At 60.5% G+C, this 26,645-nt stretch carries 22 protein-coding genes and 1 tRNA gene; 19 read left to right on the forward strand and 4 right to left on the reverse strand.

The genetic code is table 11. The features are described 5' to 3' along the window. Positions 1-42: 42 nt before the first annotated feature. A complete protein-coding gene (gene plsY / locus QR290_RS26815; RefSeq protein WP_007959895.1) occupies positions 43-612 on the forward strand; it encodes a glycerol-3-phosphate 1-O-acyltransferase PlsY in 570 nt (189 codons plus the stop codon). Between the two features lie 23 nt (positions 613-635). On the opposite strand, the gene tsaD is transcribed toward plsY, so the two are convergent. Further along, positions 636-1,661: a tRNA (adenosine(37)-N6)-threonylcarbamoyltransferase complex transferase subunit TsaD gene (gene tsaD / locus QR290_RS26820; RefSeq protein ID WP_289203930.1), complete on the reverse strand. Its 1,026-nt coding sequence runs from the start codon at positions 1,659-1,661 to the stop codon at positions 636-638. Between the two features lie 199 nt (positions 1,662-1,860). Here tsaD and rpsU point away from each other — a divergent pair, with 199 nt between their 5' ends. The 17 genes from rpsU to QR290_RS26900 all read left to right on the forward strand — a co-directional run bounded on the left by rpsU (position 1,861) and on the right by QR290_RS26900 (position 21,777). Continuing rightward, positions 1,861-2,076, forward strand: a complete 216-nt coding sequence (gene rpsU, locus QR290_RS26825; RefSeq protein ID WP_002551877.1) for a 30S ribosomal protein S21 — start codon at positions 1,861-1,863, stop codon at positions 2,074-2,076. Positions 2,077-2,555: 479 nt separating this feature from the next. Then, entirely contained in the window at positions 2,556-4,523 is a 1,968-nt protein-coding gene (gene dnaG, locus QR290_RS26830; RefSeq protein WP_007959890.1) for a DNA primase, read from the forward strand. A gap of 67 nt (positions 4,524-4,590) precedes the next feature. After that, complete coding sequence (rpoD, locus tag QR290_RS26835) at positions 4,591-6,438, forward strand: RNA polymerase sigma factor RpoD (RefSeq protein ID WP_011336219.1); 1,848 nt, start codon at positions 4,591-4,593, stop codon at positions 6,436-6,438. A gap of 125 nt (positions 6,439-6,563) precedes the next feature. Beyond that, complete coding sequence (locus tag QR290_RS26840; protein ID WP_289203931.1) at positions 6,564-10,310, forward strand: bifunctional diguanylate cyclase/phosphodiesterase; 3,747 nt, start codon at positions 6,564-6,566, stop codon at positions 10,308-10,310. A 15-nt stretch (positions 10,311-10,325) separates the two neighbouring features. Further along, a tRNA-Ile gene (locus tag QR290_RS26845) sits at positions 10,326-10,402 on the forward strand. Between the two features lie 73 nt (positions 10,403-10,475). Next, positions 10,476-10,736, forward strand: a complete 261-nt coding sequence (locus tag QR290_RS28680) for a PBECR2 nuclease fold domain-containing protein (RefSeq protein WP_353739141.1) — start codon at positions 10,476-10,478, stop codon at positions 10,734-10,736. After that, complete coding sequence (locus QR290_RS26850; protein ID WP_162803851.1) at positions 10,708-10,914, forward strand: hypothetical protein; 207 nt, start codon at positions 10,708-10,710, stop codon at positions 10,912-10,914. Before QR290_RS28680 ends, QR290_RS26850 begins: the two co-directional genes overlap by 29 nt. A 106-nt stretch (positions 10,915-11,020) precedes the next feature. Then, positions 11,021-11,482, forward strand: coding sequence for an Lrp/AsnC family transcriptional regulator (locus QR290_RS26855; protein ID WP_007959884.1), 462 nt, complete (start codon positions 11,021-11,023; stop codon positions 11,480-11,482). A 146-nt stretch (positions 11,483-11,628) separates the two neighbouring features. Continuing rightward, positions 11,629-13,311 carry a flavin monoamine oxidase family protein gene (locus QR290_RS26860; protein WP_289203932.1) on the forward strand — a complete coding sequence of 561 codons (1,683 nt, stop codon included), beginning with the start codon at positions 11,629-11,631 and terminating at the stop codon, positions 13,309-13,311. 12 nt (positions 13,312-13,323) lie between these two features. Further along, on the forward strand, positions 13,324-14,118 hold the full coding sequence (locus QR290_RS26865; protein WP_289203933.1) for a carbon-nitrogen hydrolase family protein: 795 nt from the start codon (positions 13,324-13,326) through the stop codon (positions 14,116-14,118). A gap of 38 nt (positions 14,119-14,156) precedes the next feature. Then, complete coding sequence (gene pqqF, locus QR290_RS26870; RefSeq protein WP_289203934.1) at positions 14,157-16,583, forward strand: pyrroloquinoline quinone biosynthesis protein PqqF; 2,427 nt, start codon at positions 14,157-14,159, stop codon at positions 16,581-16,583. A 159-nt stretch (positions 16,584-16,742) separates the two neighbouring features. After that, on the forward strand, positions 16,743-16,817 hold the full coding sequence (pqqA, locus tag QR290_RS26875) for a pyrroloquinoline quinone precursor peptide PqqA (RefSeq protein WP_003444522.1): 75 nt from the start codon (positions 16,743-16,745) through the stop codon (positions 16,815-16,817). A gap of 84 nt (positions 16,818-16,901) precedes the next feature. Continuing rightward, entirely contained in the window at positions 16,902-17,813 is a 912-nt protein-coding gene (gene pqqB, locus QR290_RS26880) for a pyrroloquinoline quinone biosynthesis protein PqqB (protein ID WP_115079415.1), read from the forward strand. Between the two features lie 21 nt (positions 17,814-17,834). Continuing rightward, a complete protein-coding gene (gene pqqC, locus QR290_RS26885; RefSeq protein ID WP_011336228.1) occupies positions 17,835-18,587 on the forward strand; it encodes a pyrroloquinoline-quinone synthase PqqC in 753 nt (250 codons plus the stop codon). Then, positions 18,584-18,859: a pyrroloquinoline quinone biosynthesis peptide chaperone PqqD gene (gene pqqD / locus QR290_RS26890; RefSeq protein ID WP_115079416.1), complete on the forward strand. Its 276-nt coding sequence runs from the start codon at positions 18,584-18,586 to the stop codon at positions 18,857-18,859. The genes pqqC and pqqD overlap by 4 nt, the downstream gene beginning before the upstream one ends. Before the next feature lie 7 nt (positions 18,860-18,866). Continuing rightward, positions 18,867-20,003, forward strand: a complete 1,137-nt coding sequence (gene pqqE / locus QR290_RS26895; protein ID WP_371807421.1) for a pyrroloquinoline quinone biosynthesis protein PqqE — start codon at positions 18,867-18,869, stop codon at positions 20,001-20,003. Next, positions 19,969-21,777: an alpha/beta hydrolase family protein gene (locus QR290_RS26900; protein ID WP_289203935.1), complete on the forward strand. Its 1,809-nt coding sequence runs from the start codon at positions 19,969-19,971 to the stop codon at positions 21,775-21,777. Before pqqE ends, QR290_RS26900 begins: the two co-directional genes overlap by 35 nt. A 3-nt stretch (positions 21,778-21,780) precedes the next feature. On the opposite strand, the gene QR290_RS26905 is transcribed toward QR290_RS26900, so the two are convergent. Further along, positions 21,781-21,939 (reverse strand): YqaE/Pmp3 family membrane protein, encoded by a 159-nt coding sequence (locus QR290_RS26905; protein WP_065259115.1) that lies wholly within the window; start codon positions 21,937-21,939, stop codon positions 21,781-21,783. Positions 21,940-22,145: 206 nt separating this feature from the next. Continuing rightward, on the reverse strand, positions 22,146-23,429 hold the full coding sequence (locus QR290_RS26910; RefSeq protein ID WP_289203936.1) for an aspartate aminotransferase family protein: 1,284 nt from the start codon (positions 23,427-23,429) through the stop codon (positions 22,146-22,148). 169 nt (positions 23,430-23,598) lie between these two features. On the opposite strand from QR290_RS26910, the gene QR290_RS26915 reads away from it, so the two are divergent. After that, positions 23,599-24,528 (forward strand): LysR family transcriptional regulator, encoded by a 930-nt coding sequence (locus QR290_RS26915; RefSeq protein WP_085612948.1) that lies wholly within the window; start codon positions 23,599-23,601, stop codon positions 24,526-24,528. Between the two features lie 228 nt (positions 24,529-24,756). Here the strand turns inward: QR290_RS26915 and QR290_RS26920 are convergent, their stop codons facing one another. Beyond that, positions 24,757-26,535: an acyl-CoA dehydrogenase C-terminal domain-containing protein gene (locus QR290_RS26920; protein ID WP_102685698.1), complete on the reverse strand. Its 1,779-nt coding sequence runs from the start codon at positions 26,533-26,535 to the stop codon at positions 24,757-24,759. Positions 26,536-26,645: the final 110 nt, after the last annotated feature.

Genomic DNA, 26,645 nt, shown 5'->3' on the forward strand with positions numbered 1-26,645 from the left:
TGCGCCGTTAGAATCAGGGCGTCCTCGCCCGGAATAGTTAGCATGTTTTGGTTACTGGCGATCCTCGCCTACCTGCTCGGCTCGCTGTCCTTCGCCATTTTGCTCAGCCGCCTGACCGGAAATCCGGATCCGCGAATGAGTGGCTCGGGTAATGCCGGCGCCACCAACATGCTGCGCCTGGCCGGACGCAAACTCGCGATCCTGACCCTGCTGGGTGATCTGTGCAAAGGCCTGCTGCCGGTGCTGATCGCTTCGGCAATGGGCCTTTCGCTGCAGGATCAGGCGTGGATCGGCGTCTGCGCCGTGATCGGTCACCTGTTCCCGTTGTACTTCCGCTTTCGCGGTGGCAAGGGCGTCGCCACGGCGGCCGGCATGCTGCTGGGCCTGTATCCGCCCGCCGCGCTGCTGGCCGTGTGCGCCTGGCTGCTGACGTTCTACCTGACCCGCACCAGCTCGCTGGCGGCGTTGATCGCCACTCCGCTGACCCTGCCGTTGCTGGCCTGGCAGGAACCGGCGGCGCTATTGCCGATGAGCACACTGACACTGCTGATCGTCTGGCGCCACCGGGGCAATCTACGCGACCTGTTCGCCGGGCGCGAACGGCATTTTTAAATACCGCACGTGAGCACCGCTCATCACAGCGCCGACAATTGCTCCATCGGCCAGCGCGCCTGCACGCTGATCGCCAGGCTTTCCTGCTGACCAGCCTGCAAACGCTGGCAACCGGCAAACGCGATCATCGCGCCGTTGTCGGTGCAAAACTCGGGACGGGCATAGAACACGTAGCCCTTCATATCGCCGAGCATTTTCTCCAGCGAAACACGCAGCGCCTTGTTGGCACTGACGCCGCCGGCGATCACCAGACGCTTCATGCCGGCCTGCTTGAGGGCACGCTTGCACTTGATGGTCAAAGTCTCCACCACGGCCTGCTGGAACGCCAGCGCGATGTCGCAACGGGCTTGCTCGCTGTCGTCCCCGGCGCTGACGCATTGCTGCCAGGTGTTGAGGGCGAAGGTCTTCAGGCCGCTGAAGCTGAAATCCAGGCCCGGGCGATCACACATCGGACGAGGAAAGGTGAAACGTCCTGCGACGCCCTTCTCTGCCAGCTTGGCGATTTCCGGTCCGCCCGGATAATTCAGGCCCATCATTTTTGCAGTCTTGTCGAACGCTTCGCCCGCTGCATCGTCCAGCGTCTCGCCAAGCAGGCTGTATTGGCCGATGCCATCGACCTGAACCAGCTGCGTATGACCACCGGAGACCAATAAAGCGACGAACGGGAATTCCGGCGGTTTTGGCTCCAGCATCGGCGCCAGCAAGTGGCCTTCCATGTGGTGCACGCCGAGCGCCGGAATGCCCCAGGCAAAGGCCAGCGCCTGAGCGCAGGAAGCCCCTACCAGCAGAGCACCGACCAGGCCGGGACCCGCGGTGTAGGCGATGGCGTCGATCTCGGTCGGTACGCAGTCGGCCTCGGCCAGCACCTGACGAATCAGGGGCAGCATGCGCTTGACGTGGTCGCGCGAAGCCAGCTCCGGCACGACGCCGCCATAGACGCGGTGCAGGTCGATCTGACTGAACAGCGCGTCGGCCAGCAGGCCGCGCTCACTGTCGTACAAAGCGACGCCGGTTTCGTCGCAGGAAGTTTCTAATCCCAGTACTAGCATGGGTTTGCGCCTTGTTTAGGCTGAATTCGAAGGCGCGCATAATAGTCGCCGCGTGATGCCCCGACCAGCGGTTTTCGATCAGAGGCTTTGCATTCCGAGCGATGAGGGGTTAACATCCGCAACCCTTAAAAACCGACGTCTTCAAGTGCTCTTTTGCCGCGAGGATGTTGACCCCGGTAATGAATGAAGGTAGCTCTGGATGCCAGCCGTCAAAGTTAAAGAGAACGAACCCTTCGACGTAGCTCTGCGTCGTTTCAAGCGCTCCTGCGAAAAAGCCGGTGTACTGGCTGAAGTTCGTAGCCGCGAATTTTACGAGAAGCCAACTTCTGAGCGTAAGCGCAAGGCAGCTGCTGCTGTTAAGCGTCACGCCAAGAAAGTTCAGCGCGAACAGCGCCGCGCCGTTCGTCTGTACTAATACACAGACGATCGTAGCAAGCTTCTGCCAAGCCCGGCCCTCAGCCGGGCTAATGGCATTTGCGTAAAACGCTTGATGCTTCACCGTCGAAGCCGCAGATGCGACCGAGACAAACCCGCTTCACCGCGTCAGGCCTGGCTCTTTTGCCAGCGGTGCACGTCTTTTCTGACGAGCCTTCAAGGCTACTGACGAGCACACCCACTGATTCCTCTTACGACGATCAGCCCAAGGCACCTGCTTGCGTGCCCGCTTCATGAGCTATCCGAGGCCGATTACAGGCCGTCAGCGGATTCAGCGCAACATTTTCGAATAGTCGAAGACTGATGAGTACTAACGTCAGTGGATTTTCGGCAGATACACTTCCCGACAGCGATTACGCAAACGACACCGGTCGAGCCGCCCCACGTGCGCGCATCACTCAATGACCCGCGTCCGGCGGCCTTTCGCATCGGATCCATTACAGCGCAGACGAGAACGCCATGGCCGGGCTGATTCCCCAGAGCTTCATTGACGACCTTCTGAACCGCACCGACATCGTCGACGTGGTCAGCTCGCGCGTGCAATTGAAGAAGGCCGGTAAAAACTACACCGCCTGCTGCCCGTTCCACAAAGAAAAAACCCCGTCGTTCAGCGTCAGCCCCGACAAGCAGTTCTATTACTGCTTCGGCTGCGGCGCTGGCGGCAACGCCCTCGGCTTTCTCATGGATCACGACAATCTGGACTTCCCCCAGGCTGTCGAAGACCTGGCCAAAGCCGCCGGCATGGAAGTGCCGCGCGAAGAAGGCGGTCGCTCGAACAAACCGCGTCAACCGACCGACTCACCGCTGTACCCTCTGCTCACCGCCGCTGCAGATTTTTACCGGCAGGCCCTCAAAAGCCACCCGGCACGCAAGGCAGCAGTGGATTACCTCAAGGGTCGCGGCCTGACCGGCGAGATCGCCCGGGACTTCGGTCTCGGATTCGCACCGCCGGGCTGGGACAACCTGTTCAAACACTTGAGCAGCGACACCTTGCAGCAGAAAGCCATGATCGACGCAGGCTTACTGATCGAGAACGCCGAAACCGGCAAACGCTATGACCGCTTCCGCGATCGCGTGATGTTTCCGATCCGCGACACCCGTGGACGGATCATTGCTTTCGGCGGTCGAGTGCTCGGGGACGACAAGCCAAAGTACCTGAACTCGCCGGAAACCCCGGTATTCCATAAAGGCCAGGAACTCTATGGCCTCTATGAGGCACGCAAGAACAATCGCAATCTCGACGAAATCATCGTCGTCGAGGGTTATATGGACGTCATCGCCCTGGCACAGCAAGGCCTGCGCAATGCCGTCGCGACACTGGGTACCGCGACCAGCGAAGAACACCTCAAACGTCTGTTTCGCGTCGTGCCGAACGTACTGTTTTGCTTTGACGGTGACCAGGCCGGTCGCAACGCCGCCTGGCGTGCGCTGGAAGCAACACTGTCCAGCCTTCAGGACGGGCGTCGTGCACGCTTTCTGTTTCTGCCTGAAGGCGAAGACCCGGATACGCTGATTCGCGCCGAGGGCACTGATGCCTTCCGCGCCCGGATCAATCAGCATGCTCAGCCGCTGGCGGACTACTTCTTCCAGCAACTGACCGAAGAAGCCGACCCGCGCTCGCTGGAGGGCAAGGCCCACATGGCCACGCTCGCAGCACCGTTGATCGACAAGGTCCCCGGCGCCAACCTGCGCATCCTGATGCGTCAGCGCCTGACCGAGATCACCGGACTGAGCAGCGAAAGCGTCAGCCAGTTGGCCCAGAGCGCTCCGCAGGAAGCGCCGCCGGCCTACGACCCGGGCATCGATTACGACGCCATGCCGGACTACAGCGACTACCATCAGCCGCAGGCACAGGACATGTATGTGCCGCAGCAGGAATGGACGCCGAAGAAATCCGGCGCTGGCGGCAAGAAATGGGACAAGAAACCGTGGGACAAGAATGGCAAGCGTGGCGGTGATCGAGATCAACCCCGTGCCCCACGCGTCCCTGCCGCCGTCGAACCACCGACCTTGGCCGCCCTGAGAACCTTGCTGCATCACCCGCAACTGGCGGAAAAAGTCGAGGATGCCGGACACTTCGCGGACGAGAACCAGACCAACGCACAACTGCTGGTGGCACTGCTCGAAGCCGTACAGAAGAATCCCAAGCTAAACTCATTTCAGTTGATCGCGCGATGGCACGGAACCGAACAGGGCCGCCTGCTCAAGGCACTGGCGGAAAAGGAATGGCTGATTGACGGAGACAACCTTGAACAACAGTTTTTCGACACCATTACTAGCTTGTCAGCCCGCCAACGCGAGCGAAATCTGGAACAACTGCTCAGGAAAGCGCGTCAAAGCGAACTGAGCACCGATGAGAAAAATCAACTGCGCGACCTTTTAAGTCGCAATGTTTCCGCATCAAACCCGACCTCAACTGGCGCGTGAGGTCATAGCTCAGGTATAATCCTCGGCTTGTTTTTTGCCCGCCAAGACCTTCAGTGGATAGGGTGTTATGTCCGGAAAAGCGCAACAGCAGTCTCGTATTATTGAGTTGATCAAACTGGGTCGTGAGCAGAAGTATCTGACTTACGCCGAGGTCAACGACCACCTGCCCGAGGATATTTCAGATCCGGAGCAGGTGGAAGACATCATCCGCATGATTAACGACATGGGGATCCCCGTACACGAGAGTGCTCCGGATGCGGACGCCCTTATGCTGGCCGACGCCGATACCGACGAGGCCGCTGCGGAAGAAGCAGCCGCTGCGTTGGCGGCGGTGGAGACCGATATCGGTCGCACCACTGACCCGGTGCGCATGTACATGCGTGAAATGGGTACGGTCGAGCTTCTGACTCGTGAAGGCGAAATCGAAATCGCCAAGCGTATCGAAGAAGGCATCCGTGAAGTGATGAGCGCCATCGCGCACTTCCCTGGCACGGTTGATCATATTCTCTCCGAGTACACTCGCGTCACCACAGAAGGTGGTCGCCTGTCCGACGTTCTGAGCGGTTACATCGACCCGGACGACGGCATTACGCCGCCTGCCGCCGAAGTCCCGCCACCGATCGACGCGAAAGCAGCGAAGGCGGACGACGACTCCGAAGACGACGATGCCGAAGCTTCCGATGACGAAGAAGAAGCCGAAAGCGGTCCGGATCCGGTCATTGCTGCCCAGCGTTTCGGCGCCGTGGCTGACCAGATGGAAATCACCCGCAAGGCCCTGAAAAAGCACGGTCGTCACAACAAGGCGGCGATTGCCGAACTGTTGGCCCTGGCCGAGCTGTTCATGCCGATCAAGCTGGTGCCGAAGCAATTCGAAGCCCTGGTCGAGCGTGTCCGCAGTGCCCTGGATCGTCTGCGTCAGCAAGAGCGCGCGATCATGCAACTGTGCGTACGTGATGCACGTATGCCACGCGCCGACTTCCTGCGCCAGTTCCCGGGCAACGAAGTCGACGAAAGCTGGTCCGACGCCCTGGCCAAAGGCAAGAGCAAATACGCCGAAGCCATTGCCCGCGTGCAACCGGACATCATCCGTTGCCAGCAGAAGCTGACCGCGCTGGAAACCGAGACCGGCCTGACCATCGCCGAGATCAAGGACATCAACCGTCGCATGTCGATCGGTGAGGCGAAAGCCCGCCGCGCGAAGAAAGAGATGGTTGAAGCGAACTTGCGTCTGGTGATCTCCATCGCCAAGAAGTACACCAACCGCGGCCTGCAATTCCTCGATCTGATCCAGGAAGGCAACATCGGTCTGATGAAAGCGGTGGACAAGTTCGAATACCGTCGTGGTTACAAGTTCTCGACTTATGCCACCTGGTGGATCCGTCAGGCGATCACTCGCTCGATCGCCGACCAGGCCCGCACCATCCGTATTCCGGTGCACATGATCGAGACGATCAACAAGCTCAACCGCATTTCCCGCCAGATGCTGCAGGAAATGGGTCGCGAACCGACCCCGGAAGAGCTGGGTGAACGCATGGAAATGCCTGAGGACAAGATCCGCAAGGTATTGAAGATCGCCAAAGAGCCGATCTCCATGGAAACCCCGATCGGTGATGACGAAGACTCCCATCTGGGTGACTTCATCGAAGACTCGACCATGCAGTCGCCAATCGATGTCGCCACTGTTGAGAGCCTGAAAGAAGCGACCCGCGAAGTGCTGTCCGGCCTTACTGCCCGTGAAGCCAAGGTACTGCGCATGCGTTTCGGTATCGACATGAACACCGACCACACGCTAGAAGAAGTCGGCAAACAGTTTGACGTGACCCGTGAGCGGATTCGTCAGATCGAAGCCAAGGCGCTGCGCAAGCTGCGCCACCCGACGCGAAGCGAGCATCTGCGCTCCTTCCTCGACGAGTGACACCAGAACCCCCGGCCCAGGCCGGGGGTTTTGTTTTTTGGGCAGATAAAATACCTCGCACCTCCCTCCCCCACGCACAGCCCGTCTACACTCGAAACATTCCCCCGAGCCATAACGAGACCGTTATGCCCAGACTGGCGTCCGTGCTTTTTTTGCTGTCACTGATGATCTGGACCGCAACGGCTGACGCGCTGACTCTGACCGATGAAGAACGTAGCTGGCTGGCGGCTCACCCGGACTTGCGCCTGGGTGTCGATGCGTCGTGGCCGCCCTTCGAGTTCCGCGATGACCAGAGCCGCTATCAAGGCCTGGCGGCAGACTATATCGATGTGATTCGCCAACGCCTGGCGATCAAACTCACCCCCATCGAGCCGGTGAGCTGGACAGTCGTGCTCGAACAGGCGAAAAACGGCACGATCGACCTGCTGCCGGGCATCATGTCCACCCCGGAACGCCAAAGTTACCTGTCATTCACTCGCCCCTATCTCGACTTTCCGATCGTCATCCTCGCCCACGTCGGCGGCCCGCAACCACGCAAGCTCGAGGATCTTTACGGTCTGAAAATCGCCGTGGTCGAGAACTACGCCCCTCACGAACTGCTGCGCACCCATCACCCCGACCTGAACCTGGTGGCGATGCCCAACGTCAGCTCCGCGCTGCAAGCCTTGGCCACTGATGAAGTGGACGCAGTGGTCGGCGACCTGGCCTCCAGTGTCTGGAGCCTGCGCCAGCTCAAACTCGACGGCTTATACGTCAGCGGCGAAACCCCTTACCGCTATCAACTGGCGATGGGCGTCCCGCGCGACAACAAAATGCTGGTGGGGATTCTGGACAAAGTGCTGGCCGACATGTCCCCGGAGGAAATCAGCAGCATTCAGGAACACTGGGTCGGCAACGTCCTCGATCACCGGACATTCTGGTCGGATCTGCTGGTTTACGGATTACCGGGTCTATTGCTTCTGGTCATCGTTCTGGCGGTGGTGATCCGCATAAACCGTCGCCTGAGCTCGGAGATTGCCCGACGTATCGACCTCGAACAGGAACTGCGCAGCAGCGAATACCACTATCGCGGACTGGTGGAGAGTCTTTCGGCCATCGCCTGGGAAGCGCGAATCAGCGATTTCACCTACAGCTATGTTTCGCCCCACGCCGAGGATCTGCTCGGCTATCCGCTGTCCCATTGGCTGATTCCAGGCTTTTGGCGCAACATCATTCACCCCGCCGATCTGACTCGTGCCCAGAGCTTCTGCGATCACGAAGTGCTGGCCGGGCGCGATCACAGTCTCGATTACCGCGTCATCACCGCTGACGGACGTTGTTTGTGGGTGCGTGACATTGTCAGTCTGATCGAACACGGCCACGAACCGGTGATGCGCGGCCTGATGATCGACATCAGCGAAACCAAGCGCACCGAAGAGGCGTTGCGCCTGTCGGAACAGAAATTCGCTTCGGTATTCCAGCAATGCCCGGACATTCTGGTCATCGCCCGGCTCTCTGACGGCTGCTTGCTGGAGGTTAACGAAGCCTTTGAGGAACAGATCGGGCTCAAGGCCGAAGAGGTGATTGGCCAGACCGCCACCGAACTCAACATCTGGGGCATTCCCGGAGTCGGCCCGGGCCTGCTTCAGCGGCTACAGGCCGGCAGCATTCGCAACCTGGAGATGCCCTTTCGCCGCAACAATGGCCAGGTGTTCACCGGGCTGATTTCCGCCGAACCCTTCGAGCTTGACACCACACCCGCGCTGGTTGTGGTGGTCCGCGACATTACCCAGCTCAAGGAAACCCAACAGCAACTGCAAACTTCCGAAGAGAAGTTCGCCAAGGCCTTCCACGCCTCGCCGGACGGTCTGCTGCTGTCGCGCCAGAGCGATGGTCTGCTGCTGGAAGTCAACGAAGGTTTCAGTCGTATCACCGGTTTCAACAGCGCGATGTCGGTGGACCGCTCGGCGCTGGACCTGGGCATCTGGGTCAACCTCAACGAACGCAAGCAAATGCTCGACCTGCTGCACCGCGACGGGTTCGTTCGCGACTTCAGCTGCCACATCCGCCGCAGCGACGGGCAGATCCGACTGTGCGAGGTATCCAGCCGCCCGCTGCCGATCGGAGACGAAGACTGCATGCTGACCATCGCCCGGGACATCACCGAACGCCACCTGATGCAGGAAAAACTGCAACAGGCCGCGACCGTGTTCGAAAGCACTGCCGAAGGCGTGCTGATCACCGACACCCAGCAACACATCAGCGCCGTGAACCGGGCCTTCACCGAAATCACCGGATACAGCGAAAGCGAAGCGCTCGGTCACACTCCGCGCCTGCTTGCGTCCGGCCTGCACGACAGCGCGTTCTACGCGGCGATGTGGCATCAATTGACCGACGAAGGTCATTGGCAGGGCGAAATCTCCAACCGGCGCAAAAACGGCGAGCTGTACCCGAGCTGGCTGACCATCAGTGCCGTGCGCAACCGCGACAAGTTCATCACCCACTTCGTTGCGGTGTTCGCCGATATCTCCAGCCTCAAGCACGCCCAGGCCAAACTCGACTATCAGGCGCATCACGATCCGCTCACCGGCCTGCCGAACCGCACGCTGTTCGAAAGTCGCCTGTTGATGGCACTCAACAGCCAGCAGGAAAACGGCGGCCAGGGCGCAGTCCTGTTTCTCGACCTCGACCGTTTCAAGCACATCAACGACAGCCTCGGTCACCCGGTCGGCGATTTGCTGCTCAAGGGCATCGCCGTACGCCTCAAGGAGCAACTGCGCGACATCGACACCGTCGCGCGGCTAGGGGGCGACGAATTCATCATTCTGCTGCCCGGCCTGCAACAGCCCGGCGATGCCGACAACATCGCTACCAAACTGCTGAACTGCTTTGGCGCGCCGTTCCAGGCCGGCGAGCATGAGTTCTTCATCAGTGCGAGCATCGGCACCAGCCTTTACCCGCGCGACGGCTGCGATGTCGCGACCCTGATCAAGAACGCAGACGCGGCCATGTACCGCTCCAAGGCCAAGGGCCGCAACCGGGTCGAAAGCTACACCCGCGACCTCACCGCTCAGGCCAGCGAGCGTGTGGCGCTGGAGCACGAACTTCGGCGGGCCATCGAGCGTGAGGAGTTGTACCTCTATTACCAACCGAAAATCAGCCTCGACGATCACAGCCTGGTCGGCGCCGAAGCCCTGATCCGCTGGCGTCACCCGAACTTCGGCGATGTGCCGCCGGAGCACTTCATTCCGTTGGCGGAAGAGAACGGGATGATCCTGCAAATCGGCGACTGGGTGCTGGAAACCGCCTGCCGGCAGATGTTCGAGTGGGGCCAGATTTACGAATCCCTCGGCCCGCTGTCGGTGAACCTCGCCGGCGCACAACTTCGCCAGCCAAACCTGCTGGGACGCATCGAACAACTGCTCAAGGACAACCGTCTGCGGCCGGAATTACTGCAACTGGAAATTACCGAAAACTTCATCATGAGCCAGGCCGAAGAAGCGCTGGCGGTGCTGCACCAGCTCAAACATCTGGGCGTACAACTTGCCATCGACGACTTCGGCACCGGTTATTCCTCACTGAGTTATCTCAAGCGCCTGCCGCTGGACATTCTCAAGATCGACCAGTCTTTCGTCCGTGGCCTGCCCGACGACCCGCACGACGCGGCGATTGTCCGCGCGATCATCGCCCTGGGCCGCAGCATGCAATTCACCGTAATCGCCGAAGGCGTGGAAACTCAGGCGCAACAACAATTCCTCGCCGCCGAAGGCTGCGAACAGATTCAGGGCTACATCGTCAGCCTGCCGCTTCCGCCAGAGGAATTCGCCGCGACGTTTCTTCGTATAGCCGTATCAGATTTTTCGGATAGCACAGCCGAGAAACCGTCGCTATAATCCGCGGCCTACTGAGGGCCTATAGCTCAGTTGGTTAGAGCAGAGGACTCATAATCCTTTGGTCCACGGTTCAAGTCCGTGTGGGCCCACCAAACATGAAAAAGCCGCGCATTCGCGCGGTTTTTTTTCGCCTGTCGTTTGGCGTTTAGGTTCTTCACAAGCGCAATGTTCAGAAGACTACCCATCCTCACCCCGATCGGAAACGTTGCGGTCATGAGGGACAAACTCGCCCACATTGTCGAAAAACGCGCTGACTCACGAGAGCGCTACGTTCGGCATGCGATTGATACGCTGACGGGACCGTTTGAAATATGGAGAGTGGCGATGAACAAGCACCGTCAGGGCGAACTTCTCTACAAGAGATATGTTTTTCAGGACAAACAAAAAGGGGAGCCTGTTGGCTCCCCTCGAATATTTGAATCCTGATATTGGCATCCTCAGGAAATGGGATGAAGAGGTCTCACCTTACACCGATGTTGCAGCATCGCTGAGGTACCTACGTCTGCTGAAGCCCTGCAAGGCAGCAGATTTCGCGCTCTTGGGGGCATTTTTGATAAAGGCAGCAGGCAAGTCAAATCATTTGTCTGTTCTTTTGTTTCAGTAAAATCTCCCGATCCGGTGACTGCCTAATCCCCCCGGCGCTCACAAGCGCCTCGCGTGGCGAGCCTGTAACATGCAGCCCCATTGATCCGTACCGCAGGAGCCTGCCCTTGCCCGACATCCGCCCACCCGTGCTCGATGAAATCGACCGCCAACTGATCGCTGCCCTGCAAATCAACGCCCGCGAGAGCGTGGCGATGCTGGCCCGGCAATTGGGGATCGCCCGCACGACCGTGACTTCGCGACTGGCCCGTCTGGAAAAGGCCAAGGTCATCACTGGCTACGGCGTTCGTCTGGGTCAGCGTGTCGTGGACGGAGGCTTGCAGGCTTACGTCGGGATCAAGGTGCAGCCACGTTCCGGCAAAGAGGTGTTGCGCCGGTTGAGCGCAATGGCTCAGGTACAGCAATTGTGCGCGGTGAGTGGCGAGTTTGATTATGTGGCGTGGTTGCGTACCGACTCACCGGAACAACTCGATCAGCTTCTGGATCAGATCGGCAGCGTAGACGGTGTAGAGAAGACCACAACCTCGATCATCCTCAGCAGCAAGATTGATCGCGGGCACCCAGTCTGACTAATAAGATCGTCAGATTGCAGCACATGCACTCAAAACGACGACACTTTGCGTCTTATTAACGTGTTCTACGCTCCCTAGAATGGCTGGCATCTTTTCCTATACTCAGACGCGCATCCAGCGTCGGGTCGCCAGCAAGGTCAGCCATGAACAAGAACAATCGCCATCCTGCAGACGGTAAAAAACCAGTCACCATTTTCGGCCCGGACTTTCCTTTCGCCTTTGACGACTGGATCGAACACCCGGCCGGTCTGGGCAGCATTCCCGAGTACAACCACGGTGCCGAAGTGGCGATCGTCGGGGCCGGTATCGCCGGTCTGGTGGCGGCTTATGAGCTGATGAAACTCGGCTTGAAACCCGTCGTGTATGAGGCCTCGAAGCTAGGCGGCCGTCTGCGTTCGCAGGCGTTCAACGGCACTGACGGCATCGTCGCCGAACTCGGTGGCATGCGTTTCCCTGTGTCCTCCACCGCGTTCTATCACTACGTCGACAAACTCGGCCTCGAGACCAAGCCCTTCCCCAACCCGCTGACACCGGCTTCCGGCAGCACTGTGATCGACTTGGAAGGCAAAACCCATTACGCACAGAGCCTGAAGGATCTTCCTGCACTGTTCCAGGAAGTGGCGGACGCCTGGGCCGATGCTCTGGAGGCCGGCTCGCAGTTCGCCGATATCCAGCAAGCCATCCGCGACCGTGACGTGCCGCGCCTCAAAGAGCTGTGGAACACTCTGGTTCCGCTGTGGGACGACCGCACCTTCTACGACTTCGTCGCCACGTCGAAAGCCTTCGCCAAATTGTCGTTCCATCACCGCGAAGTGTTCGGTCAGGTTGGTTTCGGCACCGGTGGCTGGGACTCGGACTTCCCCAACTCGATGCTGGAAATCTTCCGCGTGGTGATGACCAACTGCGACGATCACCAGCACCTGGTGGTCGGCGGTGTGGAACAAGTGCCGCAAGGCATCTGGCGTCATGCGCCCGAGCGCTGCGTCCACTGGCCGCAAGGCACCAGCCTGAAATCGTTGCACCATGGCGCGCCACGTTCCGGGGTGAAGAAAATCGCCCACGCGCCTGACGGACGTTTCGCCGTCACCGACAACAACGGCGACACCCGCGAATACGCCGCCGTACTGACCACCTGCCAGAGCTGGCTGCTGACCACCCAGATCGAATGCGATGAAACCCTGTTCTCGCAAAAGATGTGGATGGCACTGGACCGCACGCGCTACATGCAATCGTCGAAGACCTTCGTGATGGTCGACCGCCCGTTCTGGAAGGACAAGGACCCGGAAACCGGCCGCGACCTGATGAGCATGACCCTCACCGACCGCCTGACCCGTGGCACCTATCTGTTCGACAACGGCGACGACAAGCCGGGCGTGATCTGCCTGTCGTACTCGTGGATGAGCGATGCGCTGAAGATGCTCCCGCACCCAGTGGAAAAACGCGTGAAACTGGCACTGGATGCGTTGAAAAAGATCTACCCGAAAGTCGACATCGCCGCGCGGATCATCGGCGATCCGATCACTGTGTCGTGGGAAGCCGACCCGCACTTCCTCGGCGCTTTCAAGGGTGCCCTGCCCGGCCACTATCGCTACAACCAGCGCATGTACGCGCACTTCATGCAGGACGACATGCCGCCGGAGCAGCGCGGGATTTTCATTGCCGGCGACGACGTGTCGTGGACGCCGGCCTGGGTTGAAGGCGCGGTGCAGACCTCGCTCAACGCGGTGTGGGGAATCATGAAGCACTTCGGCGGGTCCACACATAAAGAGAACCCCGGCCCGGGTGATGTGTTCAACGACATCGGCCCGATTGCCCTGCCCGAGTAAGAGGAATCCCTGATGCGTGTAGCCCTTTACCAATGTCCACCGCTGCCACTGGAACCCGCCGCCAACCTCCAGCGCCTGCAACAACTGGCGATGGAGGCCAAAGGCGCCGACCTGCTGGTGGTGCCGGAAATGTTCCTGACCGGCTACAACATCGGCAAGGAGGCGGTCGCGACATTGGCCGAGGTTTACAACGGTGAATGGGCGCAGCAGATCGGACGAATTGCCAAGGCTGCCGGTCTGGCAATTCTCTACGGTTACCCTGAGCGCACCGCCGACGGACAGATCTACAACGCCGTGCAGTTGATCGATTCGAACGGTGAGCGCCTGTGCAATTACCGCAAGACGCATCTGTTCGGTGATCTGGACCGCTCGATGTTCAGCCCCGGCGATGGCGAGTTTCCCATCGTCGAGCTCAACGGCTGGAAGCTCGGTTTCCTGATTTGCTACGACCTGGAGTTCCCGGAAAACGCCCGGCGCCTGGCCCTTGAAGGTGCCGAGCTGATTCTGGTGCCGACAGCCAACATGATTCCCTTCGATTTCATTGCCGATGTTTCCGTGCGCTCCCGCGCCTTCGAAAACCAGTGCTACGTGGCTTACGCCAACTATTGCGGCCACGAGGGCGACATCCATTACTGCGGGCAAAGCAGCATTGCCGCGCCGGATGGCAGCCGCATCGCCCAGGCCGGACTGGACGAAGCCCTGATCGTCGGCGAGCTGGATCGCCAGTTGATGGTCGACTCGCGCAGCGCCAACCGCTACTTCAACGACCGCCGCCCCGAACTTTACGACGCGCTCAACAAGCGCTAATCCGCTAGCATTGGCACTTCACTGTTCTGGAAGTGCCCATGCCTGCGCCGACTCACCCCCGCCCCCACACCGAAACACTGGCCAACGGCTTGCGCGTGACCCTGCGTCACGTGCCTGGCCTGAAGCGGAGCGCCGCTGCGTTGCGGGTGGCTACCGGCAGTCATGACGTGCCGTTGGCGTGGCCGGGACTGGCGCATTTCCTTGAGCATTTGCTGTTCCTCGGCACTGAGCGTTTTCCTGCAAGCGAAGGCCTGATGGCCTACGTGCAAGGTCACGGCGGTCAGGTGAATGCCAGCACCCGCGAGCGAACCACCGATTTCTTCTTTGAGTTGCCGCCACCGTCCTTCAGCGGCGGGCTGGAGCGTCTGTCAGACATGCTCGCCCATCCGCGTATGAATCCGGACGATCAGGTGCGGGAACGGGAAGTGCTGCAGGCGGAGTTTGTCGCGTGGTCGCAAGATGCTGCGGCTCAGCAGAAAGAGGCGCTGTTTGAGGGGTTGTCGGCAGCGCATCCGTTGCGCGGCTTTCATGCCGGGAACCGCGAGAGTTTGCCGGTAGAACAAGCGAAGTTTCAGCAGGCACTGAAAGATTTCCATCAGCAGTTTTACCGCACCGGGCAGATGACTCTGAGCCTGGTCGGACCGCAAAGTGTTGAAGAGCTGAGAACGCTGGCAGAACAGTTTGCCGCCGCGCTGACAGCTGGGGATAAAACTGCACAGGCAGCCCCCGTTTACTTGATGGACAATCCACAGAAAAGTTATCAACAGGTCGGCGAGCGGCACGGCAATCTGCTGTTTGCGTTGGAGGATTTGCCGGAGTCGTCGGCCGAAGCGCTGGCGTTTCTCTGTCACTGGTTGAACAGCGCCAAACCCGGTGGGCTGCTCGCTCACTTGCAGCAGCAGGGATTCGCGGAAGACTTACAGGCCTGTGTGCCTTATCAATTTGCTGGGCAGGCTTTTCTACATCTTCAGTTCACTGGGGCATCCGGGTCACTCGACGCCATCCGCCCACAGTTTCTCGACTGGTTGAGCTTCTTCGCATCCCAGCAGGACTGGCCGACACTGCGCGAGGAATATTCGGCACAACTTCAGCGTCAGCAGCAAGTCAGCGGCGCATTGCAACTGGCCCGAGTCGACAGCGAACAACTCGAGAATGAAATCTCCGAAGAGGCCGTTGCGGCGCTCAAAGCGATCCTCGGCAAAATCGGCATTGTGGATAACTTCAGCAGTCACTGGCATCTGCCCGCTGCCAATCCGTTTCTGCGCGCAGTCGAGCCACTGGCCAACGCCGGCCTGATCCGCGGCCAGACCAGCGCCCACCGTGGCCTGCGCACGTTTGCTCAGGATCGCTCGCGCAGCCGGCGCGAACGCTCGCCGATGCAATTCAGCCAGGCGCTGCCGGACAACGGCGACGAAGGTGCGGTGTATGTGCGCTGGCAGACGGAAGCGTCGGCCACGGCCGAGCTGCAAGCGAAACTGCAACGCAGTCTGCGGGAGGTTTCCGACGACGCGCGTCAGGCCGGGGTCGAGTTGTCCTTCAGCACCTCGGGTAATCAGTGGCTGCTGAGACTCACCGGCCTGCAGGACACGCTGCCCGTTGTGCTGGAGCACGCGCTGAAATCTCTGACACAAGTAAGCGCCGATTCCGCAAAAGGCGAGCCGCAACCTGCGCTGATACCGATCCGCCAACTGCTCAAGGCACTGCCCGAAAAGTGCCTGCCAGCGATAGGCGAATCCGCTGACGCCGTGCACCTGTGGACAACTTCCCGCTGGGACGGTCTGGCTTCGGGGCTCAACCCACAAACCCAGTCAGCCATGGGCCTGGCCCTGAGTCGCATCCCGGGCATCCCGGATAATCAAATTCCCGCACCGTCTGTCATCAACGCCGGATACCGGTGGAGTCAGATCGAAAGCGCGTCCAGCGAACACGCCTTGTTGCTGTTCTGCCCGACCGCCAGCCACGAGATCGCCGATGAAGCCGCGTCGCGGCTGCTCGCCCACCTGTGCCAGACGCCGTTCTACCAACGCCTGCGCGTTGAACTGCAACTCGGTTATGCGGTGTTCAGCGGCCTGCGTCAGCTCCACGGCCAGACCGGATTGCTGTTCGGTGTGCAATCGCCCTCGGCCAACGCCGCGCAATTGCTCGGCCACATTCAGCAGTTTCTCGATGACCTGCCAGCCCTTGTCGAACAACTCGATGACGCCAGCTTCGCCCAGCAACGACAGACGCTTGCCGATCAGTTCGATAACAGCGCCCTGTCCGGCAAAGCCGCTGCCGAACTCCTGTGGCAGGCCCGCCTCGCCGGCCACTCGTCGGATTATCTGACCCAGCTGCGCAGCGCCATCGCTCAACTGGATCGCCCGGCATTGCTGGCCGCCGCACAACGCCTGATCCGCGCCGAAGGCGGCTGGCACGGCCTGTCCAACAGCCCTGCGCCAGGCGCGCCATGGCAAGCGGCAAAATGATCATTACCGGGGCTGCAAGGAGCTTTCTCAAAGATTCACGGGCAAACCTGCTGAAATTTTGAGTAACATAGCCACCTAACTATTTGGAACATCCCTGCGCTGCCGTGGACTATACCTATGGATAGCGCTATCTCACCCACCTGAAAAAGGAGTCACCCGATGGCTTGGACCAAACCTGCTTACACCGACCTGCGCATCGGCTTCGAAGTCACCATGTACTTCGCCAGCCGCTGAGTCCTGCCTCAAGCAGAACACTGCAGTGCAACGCCTCGGCTCGCCGGGGCGTTTTATTTTCAGCGTTGAAATGATGGAGCGTTCATGTTCGTCCAGATTCTGGGTTCGGCCGCCGGTGGCGGTTTTCCGCAGTGGAACTGCAACTGCGTCAATTGCGCCGGTTTTCGCGACGGCAGCCTGAATGCCCAGGCCCGTACCCAATCGTCCATCGCGATTTCCGATGACGGCGTGAACTGGGTGCTGTGCAATGCCTCGCCGGACATCCGCGCGCAGCTTCAGAGCTTCGCCCCGATGCAACCTGGCCGAGCCCTGCGCGACACCGGCATCAGCGCGATCATCCTGATGGACAGCCAGATCGACCACACCACCGGCCTGCTCAGCCTGCGCGAAGGTTGCCCGCATCAGGTCTGGTGCACGGACATGGTCCACGAGGACCTGAGCACCGGTTTCCCGCTGTTCACCATGCTCAAACACTGGAACGGCGGGCTGGACTGGAACCGCATCGAACTCGACCAGAGCTTCACCGTCGCCGCCTGTCCGAACCTGCGCTTCAGCCCGCTGCCGCTGCGCAGCGCCGCACCGCCCTACTCGCCGCACCGCTTCGACCCGCACCCGGGCGACAACATCGGCCTGATCGTCGAAGACCTCAGCACCGGCGGCAAGCTGTTCTACGCGCCGGGCCTGGGCAAGGTCGACGCGCCGCTGCTGGAAATCATGGCCGGCAGCGACTGCGTACTGGTGGACGGCACGATGTGGGACGACGATGAAATGCAGCGCCGTGGCGTCGGCACCCGCACCGGCCGCGAGATGGGCCATCTGGCGCAGAACGGCCCCGGCGGCATGCTCGAAGTGCTGGAACAGCTTCCCGAGCAACGCAAGGTACTTATCCACATCAACAACACCAACCCGATTCTCGACGAAGACTCCCCGGAGCGCGCTGAACTGGTTCGGCGCAATGTTGAAGTGGCGTATGACGGCATGAGCATCGTCCTGTAACGAATCGCCCGGAGAACCGCAATGACCGACACCCCGCTGTCCCCCGCCGAATTCGAAGCGGCCCTGCGCGCCAAGGGCGCCTATTACCACATTCATCACCCGTACCACGTGGCGATGTATGAAGGCCGGGCCACCCGCGAGCAGATCCAGGGCTGGGTCGCCAACCGCTTCTACTATCAGGTGAACATTCCCCTGAAAGACGCGGCAATCCTCGCCAACTGCCCGGATCGCGAGATTCGCCGCGAGTGGATCCAGCGCCTGCTCGACCACGACGGCGCCCCTGGCGAAGACGGCGGCATCGAAGCCTGGCTGCGACTGGGCCAGGCCGTCGGTCTCGATCCGGATCAATTGCGCTCCCAGGAACTGGTGCTGCCCGGCGTGCGTTTCGCCGTCGACGCCTACGTCAACTTCGCCCGCCGCGCCAGTTGGCAGGAAGCCGCCAGCAGTTCGCTGACCGAGCTGTTCGCGCCGCAGATCCACCAGTCGCGTCTCGACAGCTGGCCGCAGCATTACCCGTGGATCGACCCGGCCGGCTACGAATATTTCCGCACCCGTCTCGGTCAGGCCCGGCGCGATGTCGAGCATGGTCTGGCGATTACGCTGGAGCACTACAAGACCCGCGAAGGTCAGGAGCGCATGCTGGAAATTCTCCAGTTCAAACTGGACATTCTTTGGAGCATGCTCGATGCCATGAGCATGGCCTACGAACTGAACCGCCCGCCGTATCACAGCGTCACCGATCAACGGGTCTGGCACAAAGGAATCGCCTTATGAGTTTCGACCGCAGCAAGACCCCGACCTGGCGTCCCGGCTACCGATTCCAGTACGAACCGGCCCAGAAAGGCCACGTGCTGCTGTACCCGGAGGGCATGATCAAACTCAACGAAAGCGCTGCTGCGATCGGTGGCCTGATCGACGGTGAACGGGATGTCGCGGCGATCATCGCCGAACTCGACAGACAGTTCCCCGGCGTACCCGAGCTCGGTGACGACATCGAGCAATTCATGGAGGTTGCCCGTGCGGAGCACTGGATCGAACTTGCCTGAGTCATCGGTGCAAGTCCCGGCCAAACCGGAAATCGGCCTGCCGCTGTGGCTGCTCGCCGAGCTGACTTACCGCTGCCCGCTGCAATGCCCGTACTGCTCCAATCCGCTGGATTTCGCCGAGCAGGGCAAAGAACTGAGCACCGAGCAGTGGATCAAGGTGTTCCGTGAGGCGCGGGAGATGGGCGCGGCACAACTGGGCTTTTCCGGGGGCGAACCGCTGGTGCGCCAGGACCTCGCCGAGCTGATTCGTGAAGCGCGCCAGTTGGGCTTCTACACCAACCTGATCACCTCGGGCATCGGCCTGACCGAGCAGAAGATCAGCGACTTCAAGAAGGCCGGGCTCGATCACATCCAGATCAGTTTCCAGGCCAGTGACGAGCAAGTGAACAACCTGCTCGCCGGCTCGAAAAAAGCCTTCGCGCAGAAACTGGAAATGGCCCGCGCCGTGAAGGCCCACGGCTATCCGATGGTGCTTAACTTTGTCACCCATCGGCACAACATCGACAAGATCGACCGCATCATCGAGCTGTGCATCGCGCTTGAGGCCGACTTCGTCGAACTCGCCACCTGCCAGTTCTACGGCTGGGCGCAGCTCAATCGTGTCGGCCTGTTGCCGACCAAGGAACAACTGGTTCGCGCCGAACGCATCACCAACGAATACCGCGCCAAGCTGGAAGCCGAAGGGCATCCGTGCAAGCTGATTTTCGTCACCCCGGATTATTACGAAGAGCGCCCGAAAGCCTGCATGAACGGCTGGGGCAGTCTGTTTCTGACAGTCACACCGGACGGCACCGCCCTGCCCTGTCATGGCGCCCGACAGCTGCCGGTACAATTTCCGAATGTGCGCGACCACAGCATGCAGCACATCTGGTACGACTCCTTCGGCTTCAACCGTTTTCGCGGCTATGACTGGATGCCCGAGCCGTGCCGCTCCTGCGACGAGAAAGAGCAGGACTTCGGTGGCTGCCGCTGCCAGGCGTTCATGCTCACCGGCGATGCGAGCAATGCCGACCCTGTATGCAGCAAGTCCGAACATCACGGTGTGATTCTCAAGGCCCGCGAAGAAGCCGAGCACGCCACCCAGACCATTGAACAACTGGCCTTTCGCAATGAACGAAACTCGCGCCTCATCGCCAAAGGCTGAGCCCTTCAGCGCCACCGCTGCGGTTGCAGCCGGCGTGGATTTCGCCGAGCTGCAACTTGGCACCCATGGTTTGTTCTGGAATGAATATCGGCCGACAGACGCCGCCTGCCGGATCTGGCATTGGCGCGATGGCGTGGCGAAATGTCTGACGCCTGCGGGTTTCAGCGTGCGCAGCCGGGTGTACGAATATGGCGGTGGGGCGTTTTGTCTGACGTCTGACGGGGTGGTTTTCGTCAACGAGGCGGACCAGCAGTTGTACCGACAGACGCTGGACGGCGAGCCCGTGGCATTGACGTCCGGGGAATGCCGATATGGTGATCTGCATTTTGCCAGCCGGCAGGTGCTGGCTGTTGAAGAGAACGGTGATTGCCATCGGTTGGTGGCTATCGATCTGGCAAATGGCGTCCGTCAAATGCTGGTTGAAGGTGCGGATTTTTACGCCTCGCCGATCATCAGCCCGGATGGCCAGCGCCTGGCATGGATCGAGTGGAGCCGTCCGCATCAGCCGTGGACATCCACCCGTTTGATGCTCGCTGAACGTTCAAATAACGAATTTTCTGTCCCGCGTTGTGTGGCGGGTGAAGCGTTTGAAGAGTCGATCCAGCAACCGCGCTTCGATGCCAGTGGCCGACTGGGCTGTCTGACTGATCGCGGCGGATATTGGCAACCGTGGGTCGAGTCGGCAAACGGCTTGCAGCCGTTAGCTAGCGCCGAAGCCGATCACGCGCCAGCTCCATGGCAACTTGGCGGCTGCACCTGGTTACCCACCGATGAAGCATTCCTGGCAAGTTGGAGCGAAGGCGGTTTCGGCCGTCTGGCGCTCAACGGCGAAGACTTCACCGGCGACTACAGCCGCTTCCGTCATCTGACGGTCGATGATCAATTCATTTACTGCATCGCTGCCTCACCGATCAGCCCTTCAGCAGTGATCGCCATTGATCGTGAGTCACGTGAAGTGAACGTCCTGGCCGGCGGTGTTGCACCGTTGCCCGCCGAACGCATCAGCCGTCCGCAAACCCTGCGCTATCCCAGCGGTTCGGGTGAAGCGCACGGCTTCTTTTATCCGGCCACCAATGGCGATGCTAAACCGCCGCTGGTGGTGTTCATCCACGGCGGCCCGACGTCGGCCTGCTACCCGATGCTGGATCCGCGCATCCAGTACTGGACGCAACGCGGCTTCGCCGTCGCCGACCTCAACTACCGCGGCAGCAGCGGCTATGGCCGGAAGTATCGACAGGCCTTGCATCTGAGCTGGGGCGCGGTGGATGTCGAGGACGCCTGTGCGGTGGTGGCCTATCTGAATGATCGCGGCATGATCGACGGTGAGCGTGCATTCATCCGTGGCGGCAGCGCTGGTGGTTACACCACGCTTTGTGCATTGGCGTTCCATCAGGTATTCCGCGCCGGCGCCAGCTTGTATGGAGTCAGCGATCCCGTGGCCCTCGGCCGCGCAACACACAAATTCGAAGGCGATTACCTGGACTGGCTGATCGGTGATCCCGAGCAAGACGCCGAACGCTATGCGGCCCGCACGCCGCTGCTGCACGCAGGCAACATTCGCGTGCCGGTGATTTTCTTTCAGGGAGAACTGGACGCCGTCGTCGTGCCGCAACAGACCCGCGACATGGTCGCGGCCCTGGAGCAAAACGGCATTGAAGTCGAAGCGTATTACTACGCCGATGAACGCCACGGCTTCCGCCGGGCCGCCAACCAAGCCCATGCGCTGGAGCAGGAATGGCGGTTCTACCGGCGAGTGATGGGTTTGACGGACTGAGACTCAGCGTTTGGCGATGATGTACACCGCGTGCACGATCCCCGGGATATAACCGCACAACGTCAGCAGAATATTCAGCCAGAACGCGCCGCCGAACCCGACCTGCAGAAACACACCCAGTGGCGGCAAGATAATGGCGATGATGATGCGGATAAAGTCCATGGGGCAGCTCCTGATTGGGGGTTGGCTCACCTGAGCCATACAAGCTAATCGACCTGTGCCGTTTGTCAGGGTTCAGTGCAAACCGCAATCTCGCCATCTGATTGCCATTACCCGGCCACAAAAAAACGCCCCACGCCAAAAGAATCAGGCGTGGGGCGTGCGTTATACCGCGAGACGGTTCTTGAATTCGGGTGGGAAACTTCAGCTCAGACGGCAATCCCTTTGCGGCATTGCAGTTGCGCGGTGCGTACCCGGGAGAAGGCGCGGGCCAGGCGCAGGAGCATTTCGTCGATGTTGGCCTTGCTGACGTTGAGCGCCGGGGTGAAGCGCAGGCAATTGGCTTGTGGGGCGTTGAGCAGCAAGCCTTCGTGAAGCGCGGCTTTGACGACGGCCTCGGCGGAGTCTTCCGACAGGGTCAGTCCCCAGAACAGCCCCTGCCCGCGCAACTCGCCCTGTTCATAACGATGGGCCAGACGGGCGAGCCCTTCGCGCAGATGCTGGCCGTTGTCCCGGATCTGTTCGAGGAAGGCGCGATCCTGCACGCTGTCGAGCACCACAAGGCCCGCCGTGGTCATCAGCGCGTTGCCGTGATGAGTACCGCCCAATTCGCCGGAGTCGAAACAGCAGGCCTTGCCTCGCGCCAGCAACGCCGCCAGTGGCACGCCACCGCCAAGACCTTTGCCGAGCACGACGATATCGGCGCGCACGCCGTAGGATTGTTCGGCGAGCAAAGTGCCGCAGCGACCGATGCCAGTCTGAACCTCGTCGAGAATCAGCAGAATCCCCAACTCACGACACAAGCGTTCGACACCCTTGAGGTAGTGCTCGGTCGCCGGGATCACCCCGGCATCGCTCTGGATCGGTTCGAGCATGATCGCCACGGTCTGCGCATCGACAGCTGCATGCAACGCCGGCAGGTCGTTGAACGGCACCAGATCGAAGCCCGGCAGCAAGGGCGCGAAGCGGTTGTGCAGGTTGCAACTGTCCGACGCCGAAATCGTCGCCAGACTACGTCCGTGACAGCCTTGTCTGGCGACAATGATCCGCGAGGCGCCGCCACGATGCAGCTGGCCCCATTTACGCGCCAGTTTGATTGCAGCCTCACAGGCCTCACTGCCACTGTTGAGCAGATACGCCTGATCGCTGGACGTACTGGCACACAGGCGCTCGGCGAGGCTGAGCATGCCGCGGTTGTGCAGATTGAAACCGGGATTGATTAACGCTTGAGCTTGGCTGGCAATGGCCTTGACCAGCGCCGAAGGGCTGTGGCCGAGACTGTTGGCGCCACCGGCCTGGGAAAAGTCCAGGTAGGCGCGGTCATTGCTATCCCACAGCCACGAACCCTGGCCGCGAACGAATACCTGCTGCGGGCGTTCGACGCTGGGCATCAGACGCTCGGCATTCAAGCCATAAGCGGCATCCGATTCTTGGGTTTCAAAAGCCAGGTCATCGAGGCTCGGCGTCTGGCGCCGCAAACTGAACAGATTCATTGAAAAAAACCTCGATCGAGGTTTTTTGAACTGCCTATGCAAACACTTTCAAAACAAACGCTGGTCATTGCGCTTCCCGGCCCTGTAAGCCTTGTGAATGCGGTTAGACTAGGCCTGTTCCCGGCGTCGAGCCATTTCGATTTCTCAGCATTTTCGATAAGTGTTACTTATGGATTTCAAACAACTGCGTTATTTCGTCGCGGTCTACGAAGAAGGTCATGTCGGACGCGCCGCCGAGCGCCTGTCGATCTCTCAGCCCGCGCTGTCCCAGCAGATTCGCCAGCTGGAACAGAACCTGGACGTCACGCTGTTCGAGCGCAGCAGCAAACGCCTGTTGCCGACCCTCGCCGCCCACACCTTGTACAACCACGCCCTGCCGCTGCTCGACGGCATGCAGCGGGCACGTGAAGCGCTGGGCAACTTCAAGGGTCAGGCGCTGCGCACGCTTGCGATCGGTGTACTGCAAACCGTGCACACCAGCCTGGTGCCGCAAATGCTGGAGCGAGTGCGCAAAGCCCAGCCGCATCTGGTGGTGCAGATTTATGAATTGACCGGGCTTGAGATCGAACGGCGTTTGCTCAACGGCTCGCTGGACATCGGCATCAGCTATCTGCCGCCACGCCAGCCGGGGCTGCACGGCGTGATGTTGTACGAAGATGAACTGACGCTGGTCATCCCGGCGGATCATCCGCTGCGGGAATTCAAGAAAGTCTCGATGAGTCAGGCAGCCGAACTGCCGATGTTGTTGCTGGGTGAAGAATTCCAGATCCGCCAGATCTGGCAGGCGCAACTGGCCAGCCTCGGGCGACGCCCACAAGTGCAGGCCGAATTGAACAACATGGTGGGGATTCTCGACAGCCTGCCGCATACCCGTCTGGCGACGGTGCTGCCCGGTCGTTCGCAAAAGGAGTACGACGATCAGGATCTATTGTGGAAACCGTTGAGCGAGCCGCGTGTGCCATTGAAGGTCGGGCTGGTGTGTCGCGATGTGCAGCGCCAGCAGGCGCCATTGGCCTTGCTGCGAACGTTGCTGGAAGAGGTGATGCAGCGCGAAGACAAACCGCTGAAAGGGGCGCCGCCACTGGACGCGCTGAGCTGAAAACTTTTTCTGCGGGCATAAGAAAACCCCGCCGAAGCGGGGCTTTGCAGACTGTTTCCCTGACATCCATTTCACTCCGCCACCCTGGCAGAATCCTACGTGTCCGTGTTGTTGCTTTGCGCTTCCTGCGCGACGTCCATGGAAAGTAGATTAGCTCTGGATCCAATCTACGCCTATGGGAGAACAGCAGCACGTCATGTAAGAGATCGCTTACATGACGTTACATCATCAGAACTGCGCAGCGTCCAGCAAGAACAGCGACTCGCTGCCAGCCTTGACCGACGCGCTCAACGAGTGAATCCGCGGCAGCAGACGGGCGAAATAGAACCGCGCCGTGCCGAGTTTGCTCGCATAGAAATCGTCCTGCGCTTCTTTGCCCAGCGATGCCTTGGCCATCAGCGCCCACATGTAGGCGTAAGCGGTGTAACCGAACGCTTGCAGATACTCGACCGACGCCGCGCCGATTTCGTTCGGGTTGGTTTTCGCCCGGTCCAGCAGCCACGAGGTCAGTTCGTCTAGGGTATCGACGGCGTCATTCAGCGGCTTGGTGAACTCGCCCAGATCGGCACTGGCGGTTGCAGTGAAATGACGGATCTCGTCGGCGAACAGCTTGTAGAACGCGCCGCCGCTGCCGACGATCTTGCGACCTACCAGGTCCAGCGCCTGAATGCCGTTGGTGCCTTCGTAGATCTGGGTGATGCGCACGTCACGCACCAGTTGCTCCTGGCCCCACTCGCGGATGTAGCCGTGGCCGCCGAAGATCTGCTGGCCATGGACGGTGGTTTCCAGGCCCAGATCGGTCAGGAACGCCTTGGCCACTGGCGTCAGCAAGGCAACCAGATCTTCCGCACGCTTGCGAGTGGCGGCGTCTTCGCTGAACTTGGCGGTATCGAGTTGCATCGCCACGTAAGTGGAGAACGCACGACCACCTTCGTTCGAGGCTTTCATGGTCAGCAGCATGCGACGCACGTCCGGGTGGACGATGATCGGGTCTGCGACCTTGTCCTTGTTCTGCGCGCCGGTCGGCGAACGGCTTTGCAGGCGGTCACGGGCGTATTCGATGGCGTTCTGGTACGAGCGCTCGCCGGTGGCCAGGCCCTGGATACCGACGCCCAGACGCTCGTAATTCATCATGGTGAACATTGCCGCCAAGCCCTTGTTCGGCTCGCCGACCAGGTAACCCACGGCTTCGTCGAAGTTCATCACGCAAGTGGCGGACGCCTGAATACCCATCTTGTGTTCGATCGAACCGCAGTTCGCGGGGTTGCGCGCGCCCAGGCTGCCATCGGCATTGACCATGAACTTCGGTACCAGGAACAGCGAAATGCCTTTCGGCCCCGCCGGTGCGTCAGGCAGCTTGGCCAGCACCAGGTGGATGATGTTTTCGGTCAGGTCGTGTTCACCGCCGGTGATGAAGATCTTGGTGCCGCTGACCTTGTAGGAACCGTCGGCCTGAGGCTCGGCCTTGGTGCGGATGATGCCCAGGTCGGTGCCGGCGTGCGGCTCGGTCAGGCACATGGAACCGGCCCAGACACCGGCGTACATGTTCGGCAGGTATGCGGCTTTCAGCTCTTCGCTGGCGTGGGCGTTGATCGACAGGCAAGCGCCTGCGGTCAGCATCGGATACAGACCGAAGGACAGGCTGGCGGAGTTGACCATTTCTTCGACTTGAGCGGAAACGGCTTTTGGCATGCCCATGCCGCCGTAGGCCGGATCACCGCCAACGCCGACCCAGCCGCCTTCGGCGTAAGTCTGATAGGCCTGTGGGAAACCGGCCGGCGTGGTGACGGCACCGTCGGCCCAGTGGCAGCCTTCTTCGTCAGCCGCGCGGCTCAGGGGCGCGATGCTTTTGCTGGTGACCTTGCCGGCCTCTTCGAGAATGGCTTCAACGGTTTCCGCGTCCACGGTCTCGGCCAGGGCCGGCAGTTCGGCCCAGAGTTTGGCGACTTCGAACACTTCATTGAGGACGAAGCGCATATCGCGCAGCGGCGCTTTGTAGTCAGCCATGGCAAACCTCGCAAAGATCTAAACAGGTGATTCGTGGAAGGGTGTTTTCGTTGAGCTGGAGTGTAACCCAACAACTTTTGCGACACATAGGGTCAGGCGGTGACTGCCTT

This window comes from Pseudomonas fluorescens (genome assembly GCF_030344995.1).
Taxonomy (GTDB): Bacteria; Pseudomonadota; Gammaproteobacteria; order Pseudomonadales; family Pseudomonadaceae; genus Aquipseudomonas; species Aquipseudomonas fluorescens_BF.

Coding starts and splice junctions, on each gene's coding strand:
- QR290_RS28680 (WP_353739141.1), top strand. CDS start 10,476: ATGTTCAGAAGACTACCCATCCTCACCCCGATCGGAAACGTTGCGGTC.
- rpoD (WP_011336219.1), top strand. CDS start 4,591: ATGTCCGGAAAAGCGCAACAGCAGTCTCGTATTATTGAGTTGATCAAA.
- QR290_RS26860 (WP_289203932.1), top strand. CDS start 11,629: ATGAACAAGAACAATCGCCATCCTGCAGACGGTAAAAAACCAGTCACC.
- pqqB (WP_115079415.1), top strand. CDS start 16,902: ATGTTCGTCCAGATTCTGGGTTCGGCCGCCGGTGGCGGTTTTCCGCAG.
- pqqF (WP_289203934.1), top strand. CDS start 14,157: ATGCCTGCGCCGACTCACCCCCGCCCCCACACCGAAACACTGGCCAAC.
- rpsU (WP_002551877.1), top strand. CDS start 1,861: ATGCCAGCCGTCAAAGTTAAAGAGAACGAACCCTTCGACGTAGCTCTG.
- QR290_RS26900 (WP_289203935.1), top strand. CDS start 19,969: ATGAACGAAACTCGCGCCTCATCGCCAAAGGCTGAGCCCTTCAGCGCC.
- dnaG (WP_007959890.1), top strand. CDS start 2,556: ATGGCCGGGCTGATTCCCCAGAGCTTCATTGACGACCTTCTGAACCGC.
- QR290_RS26910 (WP_289203936.1), bottom strand. CDS start 23,429: ATGAATCTGTTCAGTTTGCGGCGCCAGACGCCGAGCCTCGATGACCTG.
- QR290_RS26865 (WP_289203933.1), top strand. CDS start 13,324: ATGCGTGTAGCCCTTTACCAATGTCCACCGCTGCCACTGGAACCCGCC.
- QR290_RS26840 (WP_289203931.1), top strand. CDS start 6,564: ATGCCCAGACTGGCGTCCGTGCTTTTTTTGCTGTCACTGATGATCTGG.
- QR290_RS26905 (WP_065259115.1), bottom strand. CDS start 21,939: ATGGACTTTATCCGCATCATCATCGCCATTATCTTGCCGCCACTGGGT.
- QR290_RS26915 (WP_085612948.1), top strand. CDS start 23,599: ATGGATTTCAAACAACTGCGTTATTTCGTCGCGGTCTACGAAGAAGGT.
- plsY (WP_007959895.1), top strand. CDS start 43: ATGTTTTGGTTACTGGCGATCCTCGCCTACCTGCTCGGCTCGCTGTCC.
- tsaD (WP_289203930.1), bottom strand. CDS start 1,661: ATGCTAGTACTGGGATTAGAAACTTCCTGCGACGAAACCGGCGTCGCT.
- QR290_RS26920 (WP_102685698.1), bottom strand. CDS start 26,535: ATGGCTGACTACAAAGCGCCGCTGCGCGATATGCGCTTCGTCCTCAAT.
- pqqC (WP_011336228.1), top strand. CDS start 17,835: ATGACCGACACCCCGCTGTCCCCCGCCGAATTCGAAGCGGCCCTGCGC.
- pqqD (WP_115079416.1), top strand. CDS start 18,584: ATGAGTTTCGACCGCAGCAAGACCCCGACCTGGCGTCCCGGCTACCGA.